General features: G+C 68.9%; 18 protein-coding genes. 9 read left to right on the top strand and 9 right to left on the bottom strand.

Annotation, left to right across the window (positions count from 1 at the left end):
* Positions 1 to 2: 2 nt before the first annotated feature.
* Genes LDL21_RS12105 through LDL21_RS12080 form a run of 6 tightly spaced genes read right to left on the bottom strand, consistent with a single transcriptional unit; the run spans position 3 to position 4,821 of the window.
* Positions 3 to 1,091 carry an acyl-CoA dehydrogenase family protein gene (locus LDL21_RS12105; RefSeq protein ID WP_181696115.1) on the bottom strand — a complete coding sequence of 363 codons (1,089 nt, stop codon included), beginning with the start codon at positions 1,089 to 1,091 and terminating at the stop codon, positions 3 to 5.
* Positions 1,088 to 1,504: a nuclear transport factor 2 family protein gene (locus LDL21_RS12100; protein WP_225280086.1), complete on the bottom strand. Its 417-nt coding sequence runs from the start codon at positions 1,502 to 1,504 to the stop codon at positions 1,088 to 1,090. Before LDL21_RS12100 ends, LDL21_RS12105 begins: the two co-directional genes overlap by 4 nt.
* A complete protein-coding gene (locus LDL21_RS12095; RefSeq protein ID WP_225280085.1) occupies positions 1,491 to 2,702 on the bottom strand; it encodes a metal-dependent hydrolase family protein in 1,212 nt (403 codons plus the stop codon). Before LDL21_RS12095 ends, LDL21_RS12100 begins: the two co-directional genes overlap by 14 nt.
* A gap of 2 nt (positions 2,703 to 2,704) precedes the next feature.
* A complete protein-coding gene (locus LDL21_RS12090; protein WP_225280084.1) occupies positions 2,705 to 3,031 on the bottom strand; it encodes a hypothetical protein in 327 nt (108 codons plus the stop codon).
* On the bottom strand, positions 3,012 to 4,283 hold the full coding sequence (locus LDL21_RS12085) for an aromatic ring-hydroxylating oxygenase subunit alpha (RefSeq protein ID WP_225280083.1): 1,272 nt from the start codon (positions 4,281 to 4,283) through the stop codon (positions 3,012 to 3,014). The genes LDL21_RS12090 and LDL21_RS12085 overlap by 20 nt, the downstream gene beginning before the upstream one ends.
* A 4-nt stretch (positions 4,284 to 4,287) precedes the next feature.
* The gene (locus LDL21_RS12080; RefSeq protein WP_225280082.1) at positions 4,288 to 4,821 is read right to left on the bottom strand and encodes a carboxymuconolactone decarboxylase family protein; all 534 of its coding nucleotides are present in this window, start codon (positions 4,819 to 4,821) and stop codon (positions 4,288 to 4,290) included.
* Positions 4,822 to 4,977: 156 nt separating this feature from the next.
* On the opposite strand from LDL21_RS12080, the gene LDL21_RS12075 reads away from it, so the two are divergent.
* The 7 genes from LDL21_RS12075 to LDL21_RS12045 are packed head-to-tail and all read left to right on the top strand — an operon-like array spanning position 4,978 to position 11,611.
* Positions 4,978 to 5,292, top strand: a complete 315-nt coding sequence (locus tag LDL21_RS12075) for a hypothetical protein (RefSeq protein WP_225280081.1) — start codon at positions 4,978 to 4,980, stop codon at positions 5,290 to 5,292.
* An 11-nt stretch (positions 5,293 to 5,303) separates the two neighbouring features.
* Positions 5,304 to 6,482: an acyl-CoA dehydrogenase family protein gene (locus LDL21_RS12070; protein WP_225280080.1), complete on the top strand. Its 1,179-nt coding sequence runs from the start codon at positions 5,304 to 5,306 to the stop codon at positions 6,480 to 6,482.
* A complete protein-coding gene (locus tag LDL21_RS12065; protein ID WP_225280079.1) occupies positions 6,483 to 7,250 on the top strand; it encodes an SDR family NAD(P)-dependent oxidoreductase in 768 nt (255 codons plus the stop codon).
* Positions 7,250 to 8,473 (top strand): CaiB/BaiF CoA transferase family protein, encoded by a 1,224-nt coding sequence (locus tag LDL21_RS12060; protein WP_225280078.1) that lies wholly within the window; start codon positions 7,250 to 7,252, stop codon positions 8,471 to 8,473. Before LDL21_RS12065 ends, LDL21_RS12060 begins: the two co-directional genes overlap by 1 nt.
* The gene (locus LDL21_RS12055; RefSeq protein WP_225280077.1) at positions 8,470 to 9,282 is read left to right on the top strand and encodes an enoyl-CoA hydratase/isomerase family protein; all 813 of its coding nucleotides are present in this window, start codon (positions 8,470 to 8,472) and stop codon (positions 9,280 to 9,282) included. The genes LDL21_RS12060 and LDL21_RS12055 overlap by 4 nt, the downstream gene beginning before the upstream one ends.
* A gap of 18 nt (positions 9,283 to 9,300) precedes the next feature.
* Complete coding sequence (locus LDL21_RS12050) at positions 9,301 to 10,446, top strand: thiolase family protein (protein ID WP_225280076.1); 1,146 nt, start codon at positions 9,301 to 9,303, stop codon at positions 10,444 to 10,446.
* 16 nt (positions 10,447 to 10,462) lie between these two features.
* Positions 10,463 to 11,611: an acyl-CoA dehydrogenase family protein gene (locus tag LDL21_RS12045; RefSeq protein WP_225280075.1), complete on the top strand. Its 1,149-nt coding sequence runs from the start codon at positions 10,463 to 10,465 to the stop codon at positions 11,609 to 11,611.
* Here LDL21_RS12045 and LDL21_RS12040 read toward each other — a convergent pair.
* Complete coding sequence (locus tag LDL21_RS12040; RefSeq protein ID WP_225280074.1) at positions 11,574 to 12,503, bottom strand: alpha/beta fold hydrolase; 930 nt, start codon at positions 12,501 to 12,503, stop codon at positions 11,574 to 11,576. The two genes, LDL21_RS12045 and LDL21_RS12040, sit on opposite strands and share 38 nt — an antisense overlap.
* A 101-nt stretch (positions 12,504 to 12,604) precedes the next feature.
* Here LDL21_RS12040 and LDL21_RS12035 point away from each other — a divergent pair, with 101 nt between their 5' ends.
* A complete protein-coding gene (locus LDL21_RS12035) occupies positions 12,605 to 13,795 on the top strand; it encodes a Zn-ribbon domain-containing OB-fold protein (RefSeq protein WP_225280073.1) in 1,191 nt (396 codons plus the stop codon).
* Complete coding sequence (locus LDL21_RS12030; RefSeq protein WP_225280072.1) at positions 13,792 to 14,955, top strand: thiolase C-terminal domain-containing protein; 1,164 nt, start codon at positions 13,792 to 13,794, stop codon at positions 14,953 to 14,955. Before LDL21_RS12035 ends, LDL21_RS12030 begins: the two co-directional genes overlap by 4 nt.
* On the opposite strand, the gene LDL21_RS12025 is transcribed toward LDL21_RS12030, so the two are convergent.
* Together LDL21_RS12025 and LDL21_RS12020 are read right to left on the bottom strand one after the other, a co-directional pair.
* Positions 14,952 to 16,352 carry an amidohydrolase family protein gene (locus LDL21_RS12025; RefSeq protein ID WP_225280071.1) on the bottom strand — a complete coding sequence of 467 codons (1,401 nt, stop codon included), beginning with the start codon at positions 16,350 to 16,352 and terminating at the stop codon, positions 14,952 to 14,954. The two genes, LDL21_RS12030 and LDL21_RS12025, sit on opposite strands and share 4 nt — an antisense overlap.
* Positions 16,349 to 17,893: a CoA transferase gene (locus LDL21_RS12020; protein WP_225280070.1), complete on the bottom strand. Its 1,545-nt coding sequence runs from the start codon at positions 17,891 to 17,893 to the stop codon at positions 16,349 to 16,351. The genes LDL21_RS12025 and LDL21_RS12020 overlap by 4 nt, the downstream gene beginning before the upstream one ends.
* Positions 17,894 to 18,017: the final 124 nt, after the last annotated feature.

Raw genomic sequence — 18,017 nt, 5'->3', positions numbered from 1 at the left:
AATCACTCCTTGCCCAGGTCGAGTAGTCGCCGGGCAATGATGTTGCGCTGGATCTCGGCGGTGCCGCCGTAGATCGTCGCGGCCCGCGAGTACAGGAACTCCGGGCGCCACGGCGAATCGGTGAGTTCGACGACACCGGGCAACAGTTCGCGGACGGTGTCGAACAGGTGCTGTTCGGCGGTCGCGAGCAGCACCTTGTCCACCGAAGTCTCCGGCCCGAGTACCGCGCCCGCGTCGAGCCGCTCCTGGGTGGCCAGCGAGCGGCAGCGCACGGTGTGCAGCGCCAGATATACGGCGCCGAGTTCGGCATCGTCGGGTTCGCTCGCCTGTGCGAGCAACTGGTCGAGCCGGGTGTAGAGGTAGGCGATCCGATGCCAGAAGCACGTGGAGCGTTCGTGCGGAAGCAGATCCATCGCCACCCGCCACCCGTCGCCCGGCCTGCCGAGCATGCGGTCGGCGGGCACGACCACATCGTCGAAGTACACCTCGGCGAACTCGTCGATGCCGTGCATCGTGCGCAACGGCCGCACGGTGATGCCGGGGGAGTCCATGTCGACGAAGAACGCGGTGATCCCGTCGTGCCCGATTCCGGTGCGGGTCAACAGCACACAGCGTTGCGCATACTGGGCCAGGCTCGTCCACACCTTCTGGCCCGAGATCACCCAGTGCTCACCGCGTCGCTCGGCCTTGGTGCGCAACGAGGCGAGATCGCTGCCCGAGCCCGGTTCGGAGAATCCCTGACACCATTGCTCACGCCCACTGAGCAGGCGTGGCACCATCCGCGCCGCCAACTCCGGTGGGGCGTAGGAGATCATCGTCGGGGCGAGGACCTCGATCATCGAGAAGATCCCCGGCTCGGCCAGATCGCGTGCGGCGACCTCCTCGCCGAGGATCGCCCGCAGCACCGGCCTGCCACCGAGCCCGCCGACCTCGACGGGCCAGCCGTAGCGCATCCAGCCCGCGTCGTAGAGCGCGCGCCGCACTCTCGCCAGTTGCGCGACCTGGTCGTCGAGCGATCGGTGCGCGCCGGGGGAGAGGTCGTTGGTGTCGAGCCAGGCCCGCAGCCCGGCCCGGAAGTCGTCGCGGTTCACGCACTCGGTCGGTGGAAGGCGTGCGGGCGGCCGGAATCGTGGTCCCCGTTGCGGCGGATGAAGGTCATGGCCCTGGTACGCAACCGCCAGCCCGTTTCGGTGCGGACATAGGTGTCGCGGTAGTAGCCGATGCGCATGTCGTGGGTCGACTGCTCGACGAAGCACAGCGGCTGCGTGCCCGAGGCGGTGTCGCCGTCGATCTCGAGGGCCGGAGTCCCGGTGAGGAACAAGCCCTTCGGTGCCGCCGCGACGAGGTCGGGGAACTCGTCGAGCGGATAGGTGTCGCCGAAGGCGCTGTAGGTTCCGTCGGGGGTGAAGACCGAGACCAATCCCTCGATATCGCCCTGGGTGATGGTCACCGCGTAGCGCGCGAGCAACTGTTCGAGCGCGATCACATCGTCACTTGTGGACATGGACTTTTCCACCTTTCATCACGAACCGCACCCGCTGGGTGACGGTGATGTCCTGGAGCGGGTCGCCGGGGACCGCGATGATGTCGGCGAGCTGACCCTCGGCCAGCCGGCCCCGGTCGGTGACATCGATCAGTTCGGCGGCCGTGACGGTCGCGGCGCGCAGCACGGCCAACGGGCTCATGCCACGCTCGACGAGCGCGACCAGCTCGTCTGCGTTGCGGCCGTGCGGGATCGCCGGGGCATCGGTGCCAACGGCGATCTTCACCCCGGCCCGGTAGGCGGCCAGCACCGAGGTGCGGGCGCGCGGGAACATCTGCGCGGCCTTGGCCTGCAGTTCCGGCGGCGCGTTCGAGACATCCATGGCATCGGCCAAGCGCGTGGTCGGCACCAGGTAGGTGCCGCGCCGGGCCATCAGCGCGATGGCGTCGTCGTCGATCAGGAAACCGTGCTCGATGCAGTCGATACCGGCCTCCACGGCGGCGCGCACGGCGTCGGCGCCGTGGGTGTGCGAGGCCACCCGCAGTCCACGCCGGTGCGCCTCGTCCACGATGGCGCGCAGCTCCTCCATCGAATAGTGCTGTGCCCCAGGAGCGCCCGTCATCGACATGACCCCGCCCGAGACGCACACCTTGATCAGCTGAGCACCGTGCTTGATCTGGTACCTGACCGCCTTGCGTACCTCGTCGACACCGTTGGCGATGCCCTCCTCGATGCTGAGATCGAGCACGTGCGGCGCGAACGCGGCGAACATCGTCGGGTCCAGATGCCCGCCGGTCGGGGTGATGGCGTGGCCGGCGGGCACGATCCGTGGGCCGTCGACCCAGCCCGCGTCGATGGCCTTGCCCAGCGCTACGTCGAGCAGATAGCCACCGGTCTTCACGAACAGGCCGAGGTTGCGCACGGTGGTGAAACCCGCGCGCAGCGTGCGGCGGGCATTGCCCACCGCACGCAGCATCCGCAGCGGCGGATCGTCCTGCACGCTCGAGGCCAGCCCGGTCTCGCCGCGCCCGCCCATCAGGAGGTTGACCTCCATATCCATCAGGCCCGGCAGCAGGACGACCGGACCCAGCTCGATGACCTCGCCCTCCGGTTCGCCGCCGATACCGACGATCCGGTCGCCCTCGATCCGCACCACGCCGGGCCGGACGATCTCTCCGGCGTCGATGTCGAGCAGCCCCGCTGCCAGCAGCGTCAGCACGGTCAGACCACCGGCTCCCGGATCAGTTCCACCATGGCCGCGCCGCTGTCGGGTACCCGCGCCTGCTTCCAGACCTCCACGGGGAAGGACACATTCACCAGCGCCTGCATCAGATGCATCAGGGTGCGCGCGTCGGCGGGCAGATCGGCCAGGGGGAATTTGTCGCAGTAGGTGATCGCGTCCTCCAGCCGGGGGAACGCGGTGTCGTAGAAGTCCTGCATCTCGGGCATGCCCGAGGCCAGACGTTTGGCGTAGCGCTCGGGTTCGGTGGGCAGCGCCCACGCGGCGAAGCGTTCCAGATCGGCGAATTCAGCGGGCAGCAGCGGCATCTCGGTACTCCTTGACCTTGTCCTTGGCGACCTTGTGCAGGTGGCGCAGCAAGATCTCCTGATCGTTGAGGGGAAAATCGGACACGACGCGGGTGGCCAGCATCGTCTGGGTGGCTTCGAGGGTGTTCGCGTCCTGCAGCGCGTACTCCTTGAAGGTGACGGCGGCCAGTTCCTGGGCGAGCCGGTCCCTGGCGGTCTTCGGGGGCACGAAGTAGAGGTTCGCCTCGAAGATGTGCCGGTCGACCGCCGTCGGCCAGTAGTGGTAGGTGAGGTACCAGCCCGGCGCCCAGAACAGCAGCGACATATTGGGGAAGATCTCGAATTCGTCCACGCCCCAGGCGCGGTGGCCGCTCGGGTTGATCCCCTCGGGCAGGGTGTCGAGGCCGTCGATATCGGGGCGGTCCCAGGGCCCGAACAGGCCGCTGCGCAGTACCCGCTCGATCGGCTTGACCATCTTCGGGTCCTTCGGCGGGGCCATGCCGCCCCACGAGGAGATCATCGAATGGGGACTCTGCAACTGGTAGTGCAGCGCCTCGTAGCCGACACCGGCCAGCTTGTCGGCCTCGTCCTTCACCGCCTGCTTCATGTGCAGGATCGGTGCGTGGTAGAACTCGGCGAAGGCGTCGATGAACAGCTTCCAGTTGCTGCCGATCTCGGCGCGGTAGCTGTAGACCTCGGTGAACTCGTGGAACGGGTAGCCCTGCACGCCGGTGATCAGGGGGCCGAGATACTCGGTCAGCGGCGGTGCGTCCTCGTCGAGGTTGACGAAGACGAATCCCTCCCAGACTTCGCAGCGCACCGATTTCAGGCCGTAGAGCTGCTTGTCGAGGTCGAAGAACTCCTTCTCCTGCTGGACGAAGTTCACCTCACCGTCGAGGCTGTAGCGCCAGGCGTGGTACTTGCAGGTGAACTGGCGGCAGGTGCCCGAGGTCTCCTCGTTGGGGAAGTCGTCCCACACCAGCTTGTTGCCGCGGTGCCTGCAGATGTTGTGGAACGCGCGAACGACACCGTCGGTGCCCTTGACGATGATGAGCGAGGTGCCAACACAGGCGAGTTCCCTGGTGAAGTAGCTGCCACCACGCGGGAGCCGTTCTACGCGGCCGACATTGAGCCAGCTCTTCTTGAAGATGGCGTTGCGCTCGTCCTCGTAGAAGGCCGGATCGATGGAGTCGGTGTAGTCGACCGGCTCGGTACCGAGTTCGGGGTAGTGCTCCGTCCAGCTACCCGCGGCCGGTTTGGTGAAGTGGGGCAAGGGTTTACCTTTCCGTCTGTTCGACTTCGACGCCGAAGGTGTTGAAGGCCATGGCGACCATGCAGTAGCCGCCGACCGTGAAAACCAGGTCCATGCACTGGCGTTCGTCGAGCCGGGTGCCGAGCGCGGCCCACGTGGCGTCGCTGAGGTTCGAGGTGGCATCGAGTTCGTCGGTGGCGTCTAGGACCACGCGATCGAACTCGTCGGTGCTCGGTCCGCCCTCGACCGCCGCGATGTCGGCGGCCGTCAGCCCGACGGCCTCGGCCGTGGCCACGTGATGGTCCCACTCGTAGGCGCAGCCGCGCCGGTGCGCGACCCGCAGGATCGCCAGCTCGCGAACCCGTGGCGGCAGTGTGGACCGGAACAGCAGGTGCACACCGAGACCGAGGTAGGCCCGGGTCAGATCGGGGTGCCGGACCAGGGTGGCCAGCGCATTTCCGGCGCCGGCCGGGTGTTGCCGGTCGCGCGGGATCATCCCGGCCAAGGCGCCACGGACCTGGTCGTCCCAACGGTCCGCCGGCAGCGGTGGTAGCCGCATTGATTCCGCCTCTCGGGTAGGAGAATTACATTCTCAGATTTGAACTGTAAGGTTTCCACGAGTTGCCGACCGAGTCAACGCCCCATTGATTCTCTCCGAATGAGAAGCTAGCTTTCAACTGACGAGAATGACACTTTCATCGAAGGGAGATCCATCATGACGGCAGCGCCACTGCGTCCCGGGGATCAACTCGCCAGCACCGTCTGCGGCACGCGGGTCGTGGTGATCCGCGTGCCTGCCGACCGGATCCCCGTGCTCGCCTGCGGTGCGAGCCCGATGGTCGCCGCGACCACCGTCACCGCCGCGTCGGCCGTCGGGGGCGGCGCGGCGGTCACCCTGCTCGGCAAGCGCTATGTCGATGCCACCGACAGCGTGGAAGTGCTCTGTACCGCACCGGGTTCGGGCGCGCTGAGCTGTGACGGCGAGCCGATGACGATCAAGGCGGCCAAAGCGCTGCCCGCCTCGGACTGAGGGGAACGGGCATGTCAGGGGGAATGAGCTTCGCGCTCAGCGACGACCAGCAGCTGATCCGCGATTCCGTGGCCGAGCTGATGAAGAAGTTCGACGACACCTATTGGATGCAGCGGGATCAGGCACACGAATTCCCCACCGCGTTCTACGATGCCGTCGCCGCGGGCGGCTGGCTCGGCATCACGATCCCACCCGAGTACGGCGGGCACGGCCTCGGCATCACGGAGGCCTCGCTGCTGCTCGAACAGGTCGCGCGCTCCGGCGGCGGCATGAACGCCGCCAGCGCTATCCACCTGTCGATCTTCGGCATGCACCCGGTGGTCGTGCACGGTTCCGAGGATCTCAAACGTCGTACGCTGCCCCGGATCGCCACCGGCGACCTGCACGTGTGCTTCGGGGTCACCGAACCGGGCGCGGGCCTGGACACCACCCGCATCAGCACCTTCGCCCAGCGCGACGGCGACCACTACGTGGTGAACGGGCGCAAGGTGTGGATCTCGAAAGCCCTCGAGTCCGAACAGATCCTGTTGCTTACCCGCACCACCCGGTACGAGGACGTCGAGAAGAAGACCGACGGGATGACCCTGTTCCTCACCGATCTCGACCGCGCCCACGTGGAGATCCGGCCGATCGCCAAGATGGGCCGCAATGCCGTCACCTCCAACGAGCTGTTCATCGACGACCTGCGCGTTCCGGTCGAGGACCGGGTCGGCGAGGAGGGGATGGGCTTCCGCTACCTGCTCGACGGCCTGAACCCCGAGCGGATGCTCATCGCCGCCGAGGCGCTCGGCATCGGCCGCGTGGCGGTGGACCGCGCGGTGCGGTATGCGAACCAGCGCGAGGTGTTCGGCAGGCCGATCGGGATGAACCAGGCCGTCCAGTTCCCGCTGGCCGATTCGCTGGCCCACCTCGACGCCGCCGAACTGGTGCTGCGCAAGGCCACCTGGCTCTACGACAACGGCAGGCCCTGCGGCCGGGAGTCCAACACGGCCAAATACCTGTGCGCCGAAGCGGGTTTCGCCGCCGCCGACCGGGCCCTGCAGACCCACGGCGGGATGGGTTACGCCGAGGAATACAACGTCGCCCGCTACTTCCGCGAGGCGCGCGTGATGAAGATCGCGCCGATCAGTCAGGAAATGATCCTGAACTACCTGGGATCGCACACGCTTGGAATGCCGAGGAGCTACTGAATGACCACCAAGACAACACGTTTCGACCTCACCGGACGCTCGGCACTCGTGACGGGTGCGGCGGGCGGTATCGGCGCCGCCGTCGCCGGTGCGCTGGCCGAGGCGGGTGCGTCGGTGCTGGTCACCGACCTCGACGGGGCAGGTGCGGCCGCGATCGCGGACAAGATCGTCGCCGCATCCGGCATCGCCCGCAGCGCGGTTCTCGACGTGCGCAACCGGGCCTCGGCGAAGGCGGCGGTGGCCGCCGCCGCGGAGCTGACGGGCGGGACCCTGCACATCCTGGTCAACAACGCGGGGGTCACCGATCCCGCGATGTTCGCCGACACCACCGAGGAATCGGTGCGCCGGCTGCTCGACATTCACCTGCTCGGCACGTTCCGCTGCACCCAGGCCGCGCTGCCGAAGCTCGCGACCGACGGCACCGGTCGCATCATCAATGTCACCTCGTCGGCGGGCATCGTCGGCACCCTTGGGCAGGTGAACTACTCGGCGGCCAAGGCCGGGCTCATCGGCGTGACGAAATCGCTGGCGCGCGAGCTGGCCCGCAAACAGATCCTGGTGAACGCGCTCGCCCCGCTCGCGGCCACACCGATGACCAGCACCCTGCGCACCGACGAGCGTTTCGCACCGCAGATGCTGAACCGGATCCCGTTGCGGCGCTGGGCCGAACCGGACGAGGTGGCGGGCGCGTTCGTCTTCCTCGCCTCCGATGCCGCCTCGTTCGTCACCGGGCAGGTGCTGCCGGTGGACGGCGGCATGGTGATGTGATGGGCGATCACCACACCGCGCGGCCTGCGCCGCTCGCGGGTGTCACGGTGGTGGCGCTCGAGCAGGCGGTGTCGGCGCCGATGTGTACCCGCACCCTCGCCGACCTGGGCGCCCGGGTACTGAAGGTGGAGAATCCGGACGGCGGTGATTTCGCGCGGCACTACGACGACGTGGTCGAGGGCCTGGCCGCGCACTTCGTGTGGGTGAACCGCGGCAAGGAATCGGTGGCGCTGAACCTGAAATCGGCTGCCGGACTGGAAGTCCTGCACCGGCTGCTCGACCACGCCGATGTGCTGGTGTCGAATCTGGCGCCCGGTGCCACCGCTCGGCTCGGCATCACTCCCGCCGAACTGGCCGAACACCACCCCGATCTGATCGCGGTGGAGATCGACGGTTTCGGTGCGGGTGGGCCGCTGTCGGGCAAGCGCGCCTACGACCTGCTGGTCCAGGCCGAGGCCGGGGTGTGCGCGGTGACCGGGCTGACCGGTGCGCCCGCCAAACCGGGTCCGCCGGTGGCCGATGTGAGTGCGGGTCTGTATGCGGCGATCTCGATCCTGGCCACGCTGTACGCCCGTGCACAGGGTGGTCGCCGTGGGTCGGCGGTGAGCGTCAGCCTGTTCGACACGATGGCCGAGGTGATGGGTTACCAGCTGACCTACACCCGGCACTCGGGCATCGAACAGCAACCGCTCGGCATGAGCTCGCCCGCGGTGGCACCCTACGGCGCCTACCCCACCCGCGACAACCAGACGGTGGTGCTTGGCACCACCAATGACGGGGAATGGCACAGGTTCTCGCGTGCGCTGATGAACCGGCCGGACCTGGCCGAGGATGCACGGTTGCGGACCAACCCCGACCGGGTGCGCCACCGCGACCTGCTCGACACAGAGATCCGCGCCTGGTGTGCCGACCATGATCTGGCCGACATCCAGCGCGTGGCCGACGCGGCGGGCATCGGCAACGCCCGCTACAACACCCCCGCCGAGGTGCTCGTCCACCCCCAGCTCACCGACCGGGCCCGCTGGCGCACCGTGGACACTCCGGTGGGCCCGATCCCGTCGCTGCTTCCCCCGCCGATCATCGCCGGTTTCGACCCGCCGATGGGTGCGGTGCCCGCACTGGGTGAGCACACTCTCGCCGTGCTCGCCGAGATCGGTCTCACCGATGACGAGATCGCCCTGCTCGGCGTGTACGGGCTCATCGGTACGGGCGGTCACCAGTGACGACGACCGAACAGGTCCTGCGCACCGAGGATCGGAACGGGGTGCGCACGCTGACATTGCACCGCCCCGACCGCAAGAACGCGATCAACGGCGAACTGTGGTCGGCCCTGCGCACGGCGCTCGACGCGGCGGGCAACGACCCGGATGTCCGCGTGCTCGTCCTCACCGGTGCGGGCGGCGCGTTCTGCTCGGGAGCCGATATCTCCGCCCCGGATCCGCGCCACCCGGTGTACCGGATGCGGGTGCTCACCGAGGTCGCGTTGCTGCTGCACGAGCTGCCGATGCCGACTGTCGCCAAGGTGCGTGGGGTGGCGGTCGGGGCAGGCTGGAATCTGGCGCTCGGCTGCGATCTCGTTGTGGCGACACCGGATTCACGGTTCTCGCAGATCTTCACCCGGCGTGGGCTCTCGCCGGACCTCGGTGGTTCCTGGTTGCTGCCGCGACTCGTCGGGTTGCAGCAGGCCAAGCGCCTGGCGTTGCTGGCCGAGACCATCGACGCCGCCGAGGCGAAGGCGCTGAACCTGGTCACCTGGATCGCGCCCGAACCGGACATCGACGCCTTCGTGGTGCGGCTGGCCGAACGGCTGGCCGCCGGGGCGCCGGTGGCCCTCGCCCAGACCAAGGCGTTGCTGAACGAGGGCGCCGACCGCACCCTGCGCGACGCCCTCGCGAACGAGGCGCGGGTACAGGGCATCAATCTCGCGACCGCCGACGCACCGGAGGCGTTCGCCGCCTTCGCGGCGGGCCGGGAACCGAACTTCACCGGTCGCTGGGCAGTCGAGCGGCGACCGGATCGCCACCATCAGTAGATCGAACGGAGAGCGCCCATGCGCGAGGTAGTAGTGGTCGAAGCGGTCCGTACACCGTGGGGAAAACGGCGCGGCGGGCTGGCGGGAACCCATCCGGCGGATCTGTCGGCGCTGGTGCTCACGGCGCTGATCGAGCGCACCGGTATCGATCCGGTCGTGATCGACGACGTGATCTGGGGCTGTGTTTCGCAGGTGGGCGACCAATCGAGCAATATCGGCCGCTATGCGGTGCTGGCCGCCGGCTGGCCCGAGAGCATTCCCGGTACCACCGTGAACCGGGCCTGCGGCTCGAGTCAGCAGGCGGTGGAGTTCGCGGTGCAGGCGGTGATGTCGGGACAGCAGGACGTTGTCGTCGCCGGCGGTGTGGAGGTGATGAGCCGGGTGCCGCTGGGTGCCGCGAAGGCCGGTGGCGCGCCGTACGGACCGAAAGCCCTTGCGCGCTATGACGATTTCTCCTTCAACCAGGGCATTTCCGCCGAGCTGATCGCCGAGAAGTGGAACCTCTCCCGGGCGCGGCTCGACGAATTCGCCTCGCTGTCGCACGAGCGTGCGGCCGCCGCCCAGGACAGTGGCGCCTTCGACGGCCAGCTCGTGCCGGTGGTCACGGACGGCGGCACCGTCGCCGCCGACGAAGGTGTGCGCCGGGGGACGAGCCCGACCACCCTGGCCGCGCTGAAGCCCGCGTTCCGCCCGGACGGGGTGATCCACGCGGGCAACTCCTCCCAGATCTCCGACGGCGCCGCCGCCGTCCTGGTGACCACGCCGCAGCGCGCCCGCGAACTCGGCCTCACCCCGCTGGTGCGCTACCGCGCGGGCGCGGTGACCGGCGCCGACCCGGTGCTCATGCTCACCGGCCCGATTCCGGCGACCGAGAAGGTGCTGCGCAAAGCCGGTCTCGCCCTGTCCGACATCGGGGTGTTCGAGGTGAACGAGGCGTTCGCGTCGGTGCCGCTGGCCTGGCTCGCCGAAACCGGCGCCGACCCCGGGCTGGTCAATCCGCTCGGCGGGGCGATCGCCCTCGGTCATCCACTCGGCGGTTCCGGCGCGGGACTGCTGGTGCGCATGATCCATCACATGCGCGACAACGACATTCGCTACGGCCTGCAGACGATGTGCGAGGGCGGTGGCACCGCCAACGCCACCGTCGTCGAATCCGCGGCCTGACCACAAGGAGACATCGGTGCGCCGGGAAATCTATACCGAGGACCACGAAGCCTTCCGTGGGCTGGCCGCGGAGTTCATCGAGAAGGAGGTCGTTGCGCACTACGCCGACTGGGAGAAGGCCGGGCAGATGCCCCGCTCGGTCTTCGAAAAGCTCGGGGCAGCAGGCATTCTCGGCGTCGCTATCCCACCGGAATACGGGGGCGCCGGGTTGCGCGACTACCGCTACAACGCGGTGTTGCAGGAGGAGGCGGCGCGCGCACTCGTCACATTGAGCACGGTGCGCACCCAGCTCGACGTCATCCTGCCGTACTTCCTGTCCTATGCCGACGACCAGCAGCGCGAACGCTGGTTCCCCGGTCTGGCGAACGGGACGCTGCTGACGGCCATCGCCATGACCGAACCCGGCACCGGCTCGGATCTGGCGGGGATGAGCACTCGCGCGGTCCGCGACGGGGACGACTACGTGCTCAACGGCGCGAAGACTTTCATCACCGGTGGGTTGCTGGCCGACCTGGTGATCGTGGTGGCCAGGACCTCGACCGACGCACTCGATCGGCGCGCCGGCCTGACCCTGCTCGTCGTCGAGGACGGCATGCCCGGCTTCGAGCGGGGCCGGGTGCTGGACAAGATGGGCTGCAAGGTGCAGGACACCGTCGAGCTGTCCTTCGACGATGTCCGGGTGCCGGTCGCGAACCGGCTCGGCGCCGAGGGCGCGGCCTTCGGCTATCTCGGCAGCAACCTGTCGCAGGAACGGATGACCGTGGCCGTCGGCTCGGTGGCCCAGGCGCGCGCCGCGATCGGCACCACCGTCGAGTATGTCAAGCAGCGCAAGGCATTCGGCATCTCGGTCGCGTCGTTCCAGAACACGAAGTTCGAGCTCGCGGCGATGTCGGCCGAACTCGAGGCCGCCCAGACCATGGTCGATCGCGCCGTGCTCGATCTGGTGGCGGGGGAACTGTCCGGGGCCGATGCCGCGCGGGTGAAACTGTTCACCACCGAGATGCAGGGCCGGGTGGTCGACCGCTGCCTGCAGCTGTTCGGCGGATACGGGTACATGACCGAATATCCGATCGCACGGCTGTACACCGACGCCCGGGTGGCCCGCATCTACGCGGGGACCAGCGAGGTCATGAAGGTGATCGTCGCCAAATCGCTCGGTCTCTGACGAGGACGCACTCCTCGACGAACGACATCACCTTCAGGTGATAGGCCGTCGCGGAGTGCCCCATGCTGATGTTGTGCCCGCTGTCGGCCTGTTCGTTGAGCACCACGCGCGGTGCCCCGGCGAACAGGGCGAGCATCTCCGCCAGCGCGAGTCGGTCGGTGCGCCAGACTCTTTCGTGGGCGGCCACGGTCAGCTGCACGGGCACCGCGATCCGGGCGGCCAGTCGTGGGAAGTCGTGGGTGGTCCAGGTCGGCATCATGGTGGCCTCGTACATCGGGCCGCGTGCCGCGATCGCCGCGCCGCCGAAGATCTCCGGGGGATACAGGGCGCTCGGTTCCCAGAGCAGTTCGCGCAGCCGGGCACCCCGATCCTGCCCGGCCACCGACAGCACGCGGACGGCGTCGGCGTGGTGCTCACGGCCGGTGCCCGACAGCTCGACACCGAGCAGGTCGGCGCCGCGAACGTCGGCGGCCATCCGCACCGCCAGCTCGCACCCGGCCGAATGCGCGAGGACGAAGACCCCGGCACCGAGCGGCCGCGCGCCCAGTAACCGCTCGACGACGCCGTAGGCGAGTTCGACGCGCCGCTCGGCGGCCGAGATCTCGGTGGCGAACGGCGCGGAGCTGCCGTAGCCGGGCCGGTCAAGGGCGAGCACGGTGAACCCGAGAGCGGGCGCGGTGCGCAGCAGCGACAGTCGCGGGTGGCCGGGGCAATCGAAGTACGCCGAGGTCGTCGCACCGCCGTGCAGGGCGACGATGACGGCGCGCGGGTCGCTCGCCTCGGCCAGCAGCGCCGACATCGGGATGCCGTCGACCTCCACGACATGGGTGCTGACGGGCGCTTCGTCGCCAGGCCCGAGCAGACCTGTTCGCGTGCCGATGGATTCGGTCAAGGCAGTCTCCGTTCGTATGTCAAGAACGCTACTATTTCCAGACTGGCCATTCATTCTCTATAGTGAGAATCACATTATCGTCGCTATGTCTGGAGAGCGGAATGCCGTATATCGCTTCGGTCGGCACCTATCTGCCGTGCTGGGGGACCGCCGAACAGCGCATACCCGGCGACGACGAGGACGCGGTCACCCTCGCCGTCGAAGCGGGCCGCGCCGCGTTGGCCGCCGGGTCCGCCGTGGAACACGTGGTGCTGGTGAGCCGGGACCTGCCCCTGCTCGAGGGCGGGCACGCCGCCGTTCTGCTGGCCGGGCTCGGGCTCGACCCCGAACTCGAGGTGGCCGAGCGGCTCGGCGGCGCACCGGCGGCGCTGGACGCGCTCGGCTCGGCCCGCCCGCGCACCCTGGTCATCGGGGTCGATCTCGAACCCGCGGGCGCGGCCGCCGCGATCACCGCCGAGCGCGGAGTGCCGGTCAGGACCGCCGCCCGGATCGCACGCAGCCTGCCGGTGCGCACTCGCACCGCCACCGGTGTCGTGCACGACTACGGTGACCCCCGGTTGCTGCGCGATCGGGGACTGCTCGGTTCGCTGGCGGCCGCCTGGCTCGACACCCCGATCGCCGTGGCCGGGATCGATCACGAACAGGCCGCCGACCTGTGCCTCGGTACGCCGCCGGTGCTCCCGACCCTGGGAGCCGGTTCGGGGTTGTTCGCGCTGACGGCCGTGATCGAGGCCGCACAAGCCGGCCCGCTGGTCGGAGTGGAACAGGGCAGTCTGTCCGCGCTGACCGTCGGGGCCGGCACCGCGCAGGTCCACCGTCGCGAATCGTCACCTCGGGGGAAACCGTTGGGCGCCTTGGTTTCCGGTGCCGATATCCCGATCTCGCTGGCCGCCTACGAGCGGGCATTCGAGGCGAAGGTGCGCTGGGTGGCCGGTCGGCACGAGGGGTCGAGTGAGCTGGACTTCCCGCCCAGGTATCGCGTCGACGAGGACGGCACCCTGCACACCGGCTACACCTTGGTGCCGTTGCCACGCACGGCGGTGGTGTACACGGCGGTGACCGTGCATGTTCCGGTGCCGGGGCTGACGACACCGTATTCGCTGGTCATCGTCGAACTCGACGGGGTGGGTGTCCGTGCGCTGGTGAAAGTCACCGGCGCCGAACCGGGTTCGGTCGCGATCGGTGCCCGGGGTCGCATGGTGTTGCGCCGGGTGGCCGTGCGGTCGGGAGTGCCGGACTACGGCTACGCCTTCGAACCCGAGAGCCCGCTGGAACAGGAGGCCGCAGCATGAGAAGAGTCGCGATCGTCGGTGCCGGGATGACGCCGTTCGCCGAGCATTTCGCCCTGGGTATCAAGGATCTGGTGCCGATGGCGTTCGCCGAGTGCGCGAGCACCGTCGACAAGGGGTTGCGCAGGTCCGATATCCAGGCCGCGTGGTTCGGTGAACTCGGCACCACCGACGGATTCCCCTCCGGCATCCTCGCCGACACCCTCGGGCTGCCCGAGATTCCGGTGACCAGGGTCGAAAACGCCTGTGCCACCGGGCACGACGCAGTGCGCAACGCCCTGTTCGGCATCGCCTCCGGTGCGTTCGACGTGGCCCTGGTGGTCGGCGCGGACAAGCTGCGTGAATCGGCGTCCAAGGACATGCTGTGGGAGTGGGAGGCGATGACCCGCGATATGGCCTGGGACTATCCGCTCGGGCTGGTCGCACCGGCGGGCTTCGCCCTGCACGTCTCGCGCTATCTGCACGAATCCCCGGCGACCCGGGAACACATGGCGATGGTGGCCGTGAAGAATCACCGGCACGGTGTGCGGAACCTCAAGGCGCGGTTGCGTTTCGAGATCAGCATCGAGGACGTGCTCGCGGCACCGACCGTGGTGACCCCGTTCGGGCTCTACGACTGTGCGCCGCAGAGCGACGGCGCCGCCGCGCTGGTGCTGGCCGCAGAGGACGTCGTCGACCGCTACACCGATCACCCGGTGTGGATTCGCGGTGTCGGTCTCGGCATGGATTCGGTGATGCACCAGCACAAACGGGACATGACGACCTTCCCATCGACGGTGCGCGCCGCCAAGCAGGCGTTCGCCATGGCGGGCCTGACGCCCCGTGATGTCGATGTCGCGGAGGTCCACGACTTCTTCACCGGCATCGAGCTGATGAGCTACGAGGACCTCGGTTTCGCCGAGCGGTTCGAGGCGTACAAGCTGCTGGAGTCGGAGGTGACCAGTGTGGGTGGTGCCCTGCCGGTGAATCCGAGCGGCGGTCTGAAGGCGAAGGGGCACCCGCCGGGCGCGACGGGGGTCGCCCAGTGTGTGGAACTGTTCGAGCAGTTGCGTGGTACCGCTGCCAATCAGGTCGACCGGGCGCGAATCGGCTTGGCGCACACCGTTGGCGGGCCCACGGCGGTGTCGGCGGTGACGATCCTGTCCTCGGGTGACGGTCGCTAGTGGACGACGCGGCCATCGACGACGGTGGCCGCGATCGGCGGGTCGGCGAGCACCGATGGGACGTCCTCCGGCGGTACAGCCAGGAGGGTGAGGTCGGCGACCGCGCCGGGTGTGATCGTGCGCGGTGCGGTCGGACGGTCGGGGTGGCCGGTGAACAGACGCACTGCCAGCTCGAGCGAAAGATGTTCGGGCACACCGTGAGATGCCGGACGGTTGACAGCGGCATCGATCACGCGCCACGGATCGGCGCTGCCGAAAGGTGCGTCCGTCCCGGCGGCCACGCACACATTCGCCCGCACGAGGGAACCGAGGCGCCACAGGTCCGGCCGGTCGGTAGCCGGGACCTCGCGCGCGTATTGCTCGGCACGTTCGACGAGGAAATGCGGTTGGGTCACCACCGGCACCCGCCGGGTGCGTAACCAGTCGATCGTCTCGCTCGGCACGATCGCACCGTGCTCGATGCGGTCCCCGGGCCGGATGCCCGCGATGTCGAGTGCGGTCATCGTGAGGATCAACTGGACCCGGGTCACACAGTGCACCGCTACGGGCCTGCCCGCGGTGTGGGTCTGGCGGATCCGGTCGACGAACCGGTCGAGGTCGGGCAGAGTGGTGTCGTCGAGCAGGATCTTGGTGGGGCCCAGGGAGAATCGCTCGCCACCTGGCGCCTCGACATCCGGTGGCGCCATGCAGTGCACGCGCTGAACGATGCGACCGTCGTCGACGGCTCGGGCCAGATCGTCGACCGCGGCCTGGTCGAGTGCCGGGGTCGCGTCGGTGAGACCGGTGACTCCGCGTGCGGCCGCCCGTGCGCTGACCGCCGCCAGATCGAGCCGCGCGGATCCCGGCTCGCCGGCTTGCGCGGTGAGGCGCGCACCGAGCCAGCCGTCCATTCGAAAGAGACGTCCGGTGGCGTGGCCGTCGGCGGCGCGCTCGATACCCGGGTGCGGGTCGTCATCGAGGCCCAGCTCGGCGCAGGCACGCGAATTGAGCATCCAGAGCGCGCCGGAACGGTGCTGTATACGGACCGGGTGCTCCCCGGTCACCAGATCCAACGCGTGCCGATCCAGTTGCCCGGCAACGGATTCGTGGTAGCCGATGCCACGAACCCACGCACCGGGACGCAGGTCGGCTCCGGCTCGCCGGAGCCGGGACGTGAGGTCGGCGGCGGTGCGGACCTGCGGCGGTCCGAGTGTCAGTGAATCGGCGGTTGCAGCCAGCGATCGCAGATGGAGGTGGTGATCGTGCAGCCCCGGCAGCAGCCACCCACCCGCCGCGTCGATCTCTTCTTCCCCCGGAATGCGCCGCAGGCCCGTCCCGCACTCGACGATCGTTGTGCCGTGCCAGCGGACATCCGTGTGTTCCGCGCCGAATACGCGGGCCCGCCGGATGAGTGTCATGCCGAGGCCATTCCGGAGTGCGGGTTTGACCCGGTGTCGTCGATGCTGTGCGGGTCGGTGCTCAGGGCGCTGGTGCTGTGCCGGTTGGTGCTCGCCGCGTTGGTGCTGTGTGGGTTGGTGCCCGGAGCGTTGGTGCTGTGTGCGTGGGCATTCGCGTCGTCGATGTCGCGTGGGTTGGTGCGAGCGGCATTTGTGCCTTGCGTGTCGGCCGGGCAGGGGGTGCACCATGGAGACCGTGGTTCCGGTTCGCGAACAGGGTGATGACCCTGTGCCAGTGGGCATTCCACTACCCAGGTGCTGTCGTGGTAGCGCACCGTATGGGGTCCGTGCGTTAACGGGGGTGCGGTCGCGAAAGCCGCTGCGGTGTCACGCATCGACAGATCGATCAGCACCCCGCCACCGGACCGTCGCGCGCTCGCTACCGCCAGGGCCGCGCAGACACCCGACAGCGGGTCGGCGATCGCATCGGCGCAGAACACCGGATCGCCATGGTGGCGGCCCACGAGACCGCCTGCTACGGCGGCGTCGTCACCGAAGGCCACCCGCAGGGGCTCCGAGCGGCCGTAACCGGTGAGGCTCAACCAGATCTGCCCGTCCCGGTGCGTGCGGTCTTCGGGTGCGAGACCGAGCTGAGCCAGCGCCCGGGGCCGGGAAGCCTCGAGCACGACATCCGCCGAATCGAGCAGGCGGGCCAGGGCGGTGCGGCCCGCCGACGTGCGGAAGTCGACAGTGCGGAACTCCTGCCCGGCGTGCAGCCAGACGAAGAAGCCGGGATTGGCGCGGGCACCGTCGGGCCGGTGTGGGCTCTCCACCTTGATCACGTGTGCACCTGCCGCCCCGAGTATCCGGCCGCACAGCGGCCCGGCCCACATCGAGGTCAGATCGACCACCACCAGTCCGCGCAGCGATCTGTCCGTCACCGGCGCGGCAATGCGAGAAACCTTCCAGGGCAAGGGAGTTCGACGCAGACGTGCATCTCGATCGGGGAGGGCCGCCGCCGGTATGCCGAGCAGCCGCGCGCGCTCGGCGAGCACCCGCGACCCGAACCCTGCCGCCGCAGCCTCGATCGCCACCCACGCATCCCCCTCGAACACCCTGCCCAGCAGCGCGGGAACCGCCTCGATATCGTCGCGCCGACCGAGCGTCAGCGCGCACCATCCATCCGCCATCCGCACCAGCCTGCTCGCACCCCCGGCCGATCGGCGACCGGCCCGCCGCAGACCCCCTTCCTCGGCCCGCGCAGTCAGCACGGCCCCTGGCTCGAGATCCACTCGCGAACCGATTTCCCCAGTGACCCACGACAATGCGCGCAGCGCGGCGCCGAGCAAGGTGAACGCGGGCGCGGGAGACAGATCCGGCGCAGCCTCCGGATGGCCGGTCAAGGCCATCGCACCCGAACTCGCCCAACCCAGCGCCGGACATTCGACAGCACCTGGAAATTCGGCGGGCACCGAGTCGGTGAGTGTGCGCAACCAAGCGTTGACGACCTCGTCTGGAGTGGGTGCTCCGGTGACGCTGCGGCGCAGCGAATGTCGTGACATCTCACCGCCACCCTTCGCAGATCGACCCTGCCCGGCCCAGCATCCAGCACGCGCCGCAGGGCCGGGTTCCCCGGACCAGGGCCCTGTTGCCATTCGAGGACCGCGTCCGAAGTGACGGCTGCGG

The organism is Nocardia rosealba (genome assembly GCF_020216065.1).
GTDB lineage: Bacteria > Actinomycetota > Actinomycetes > Mycobacteriales > Mycobacteriaceae > Nocardia > Nocardia rosealba.
The sequence above is the reverse complement of the archived record's forward strand: the minus strand, read 5'-3'. Positions and strand labels throughout refer to the sequence as shown.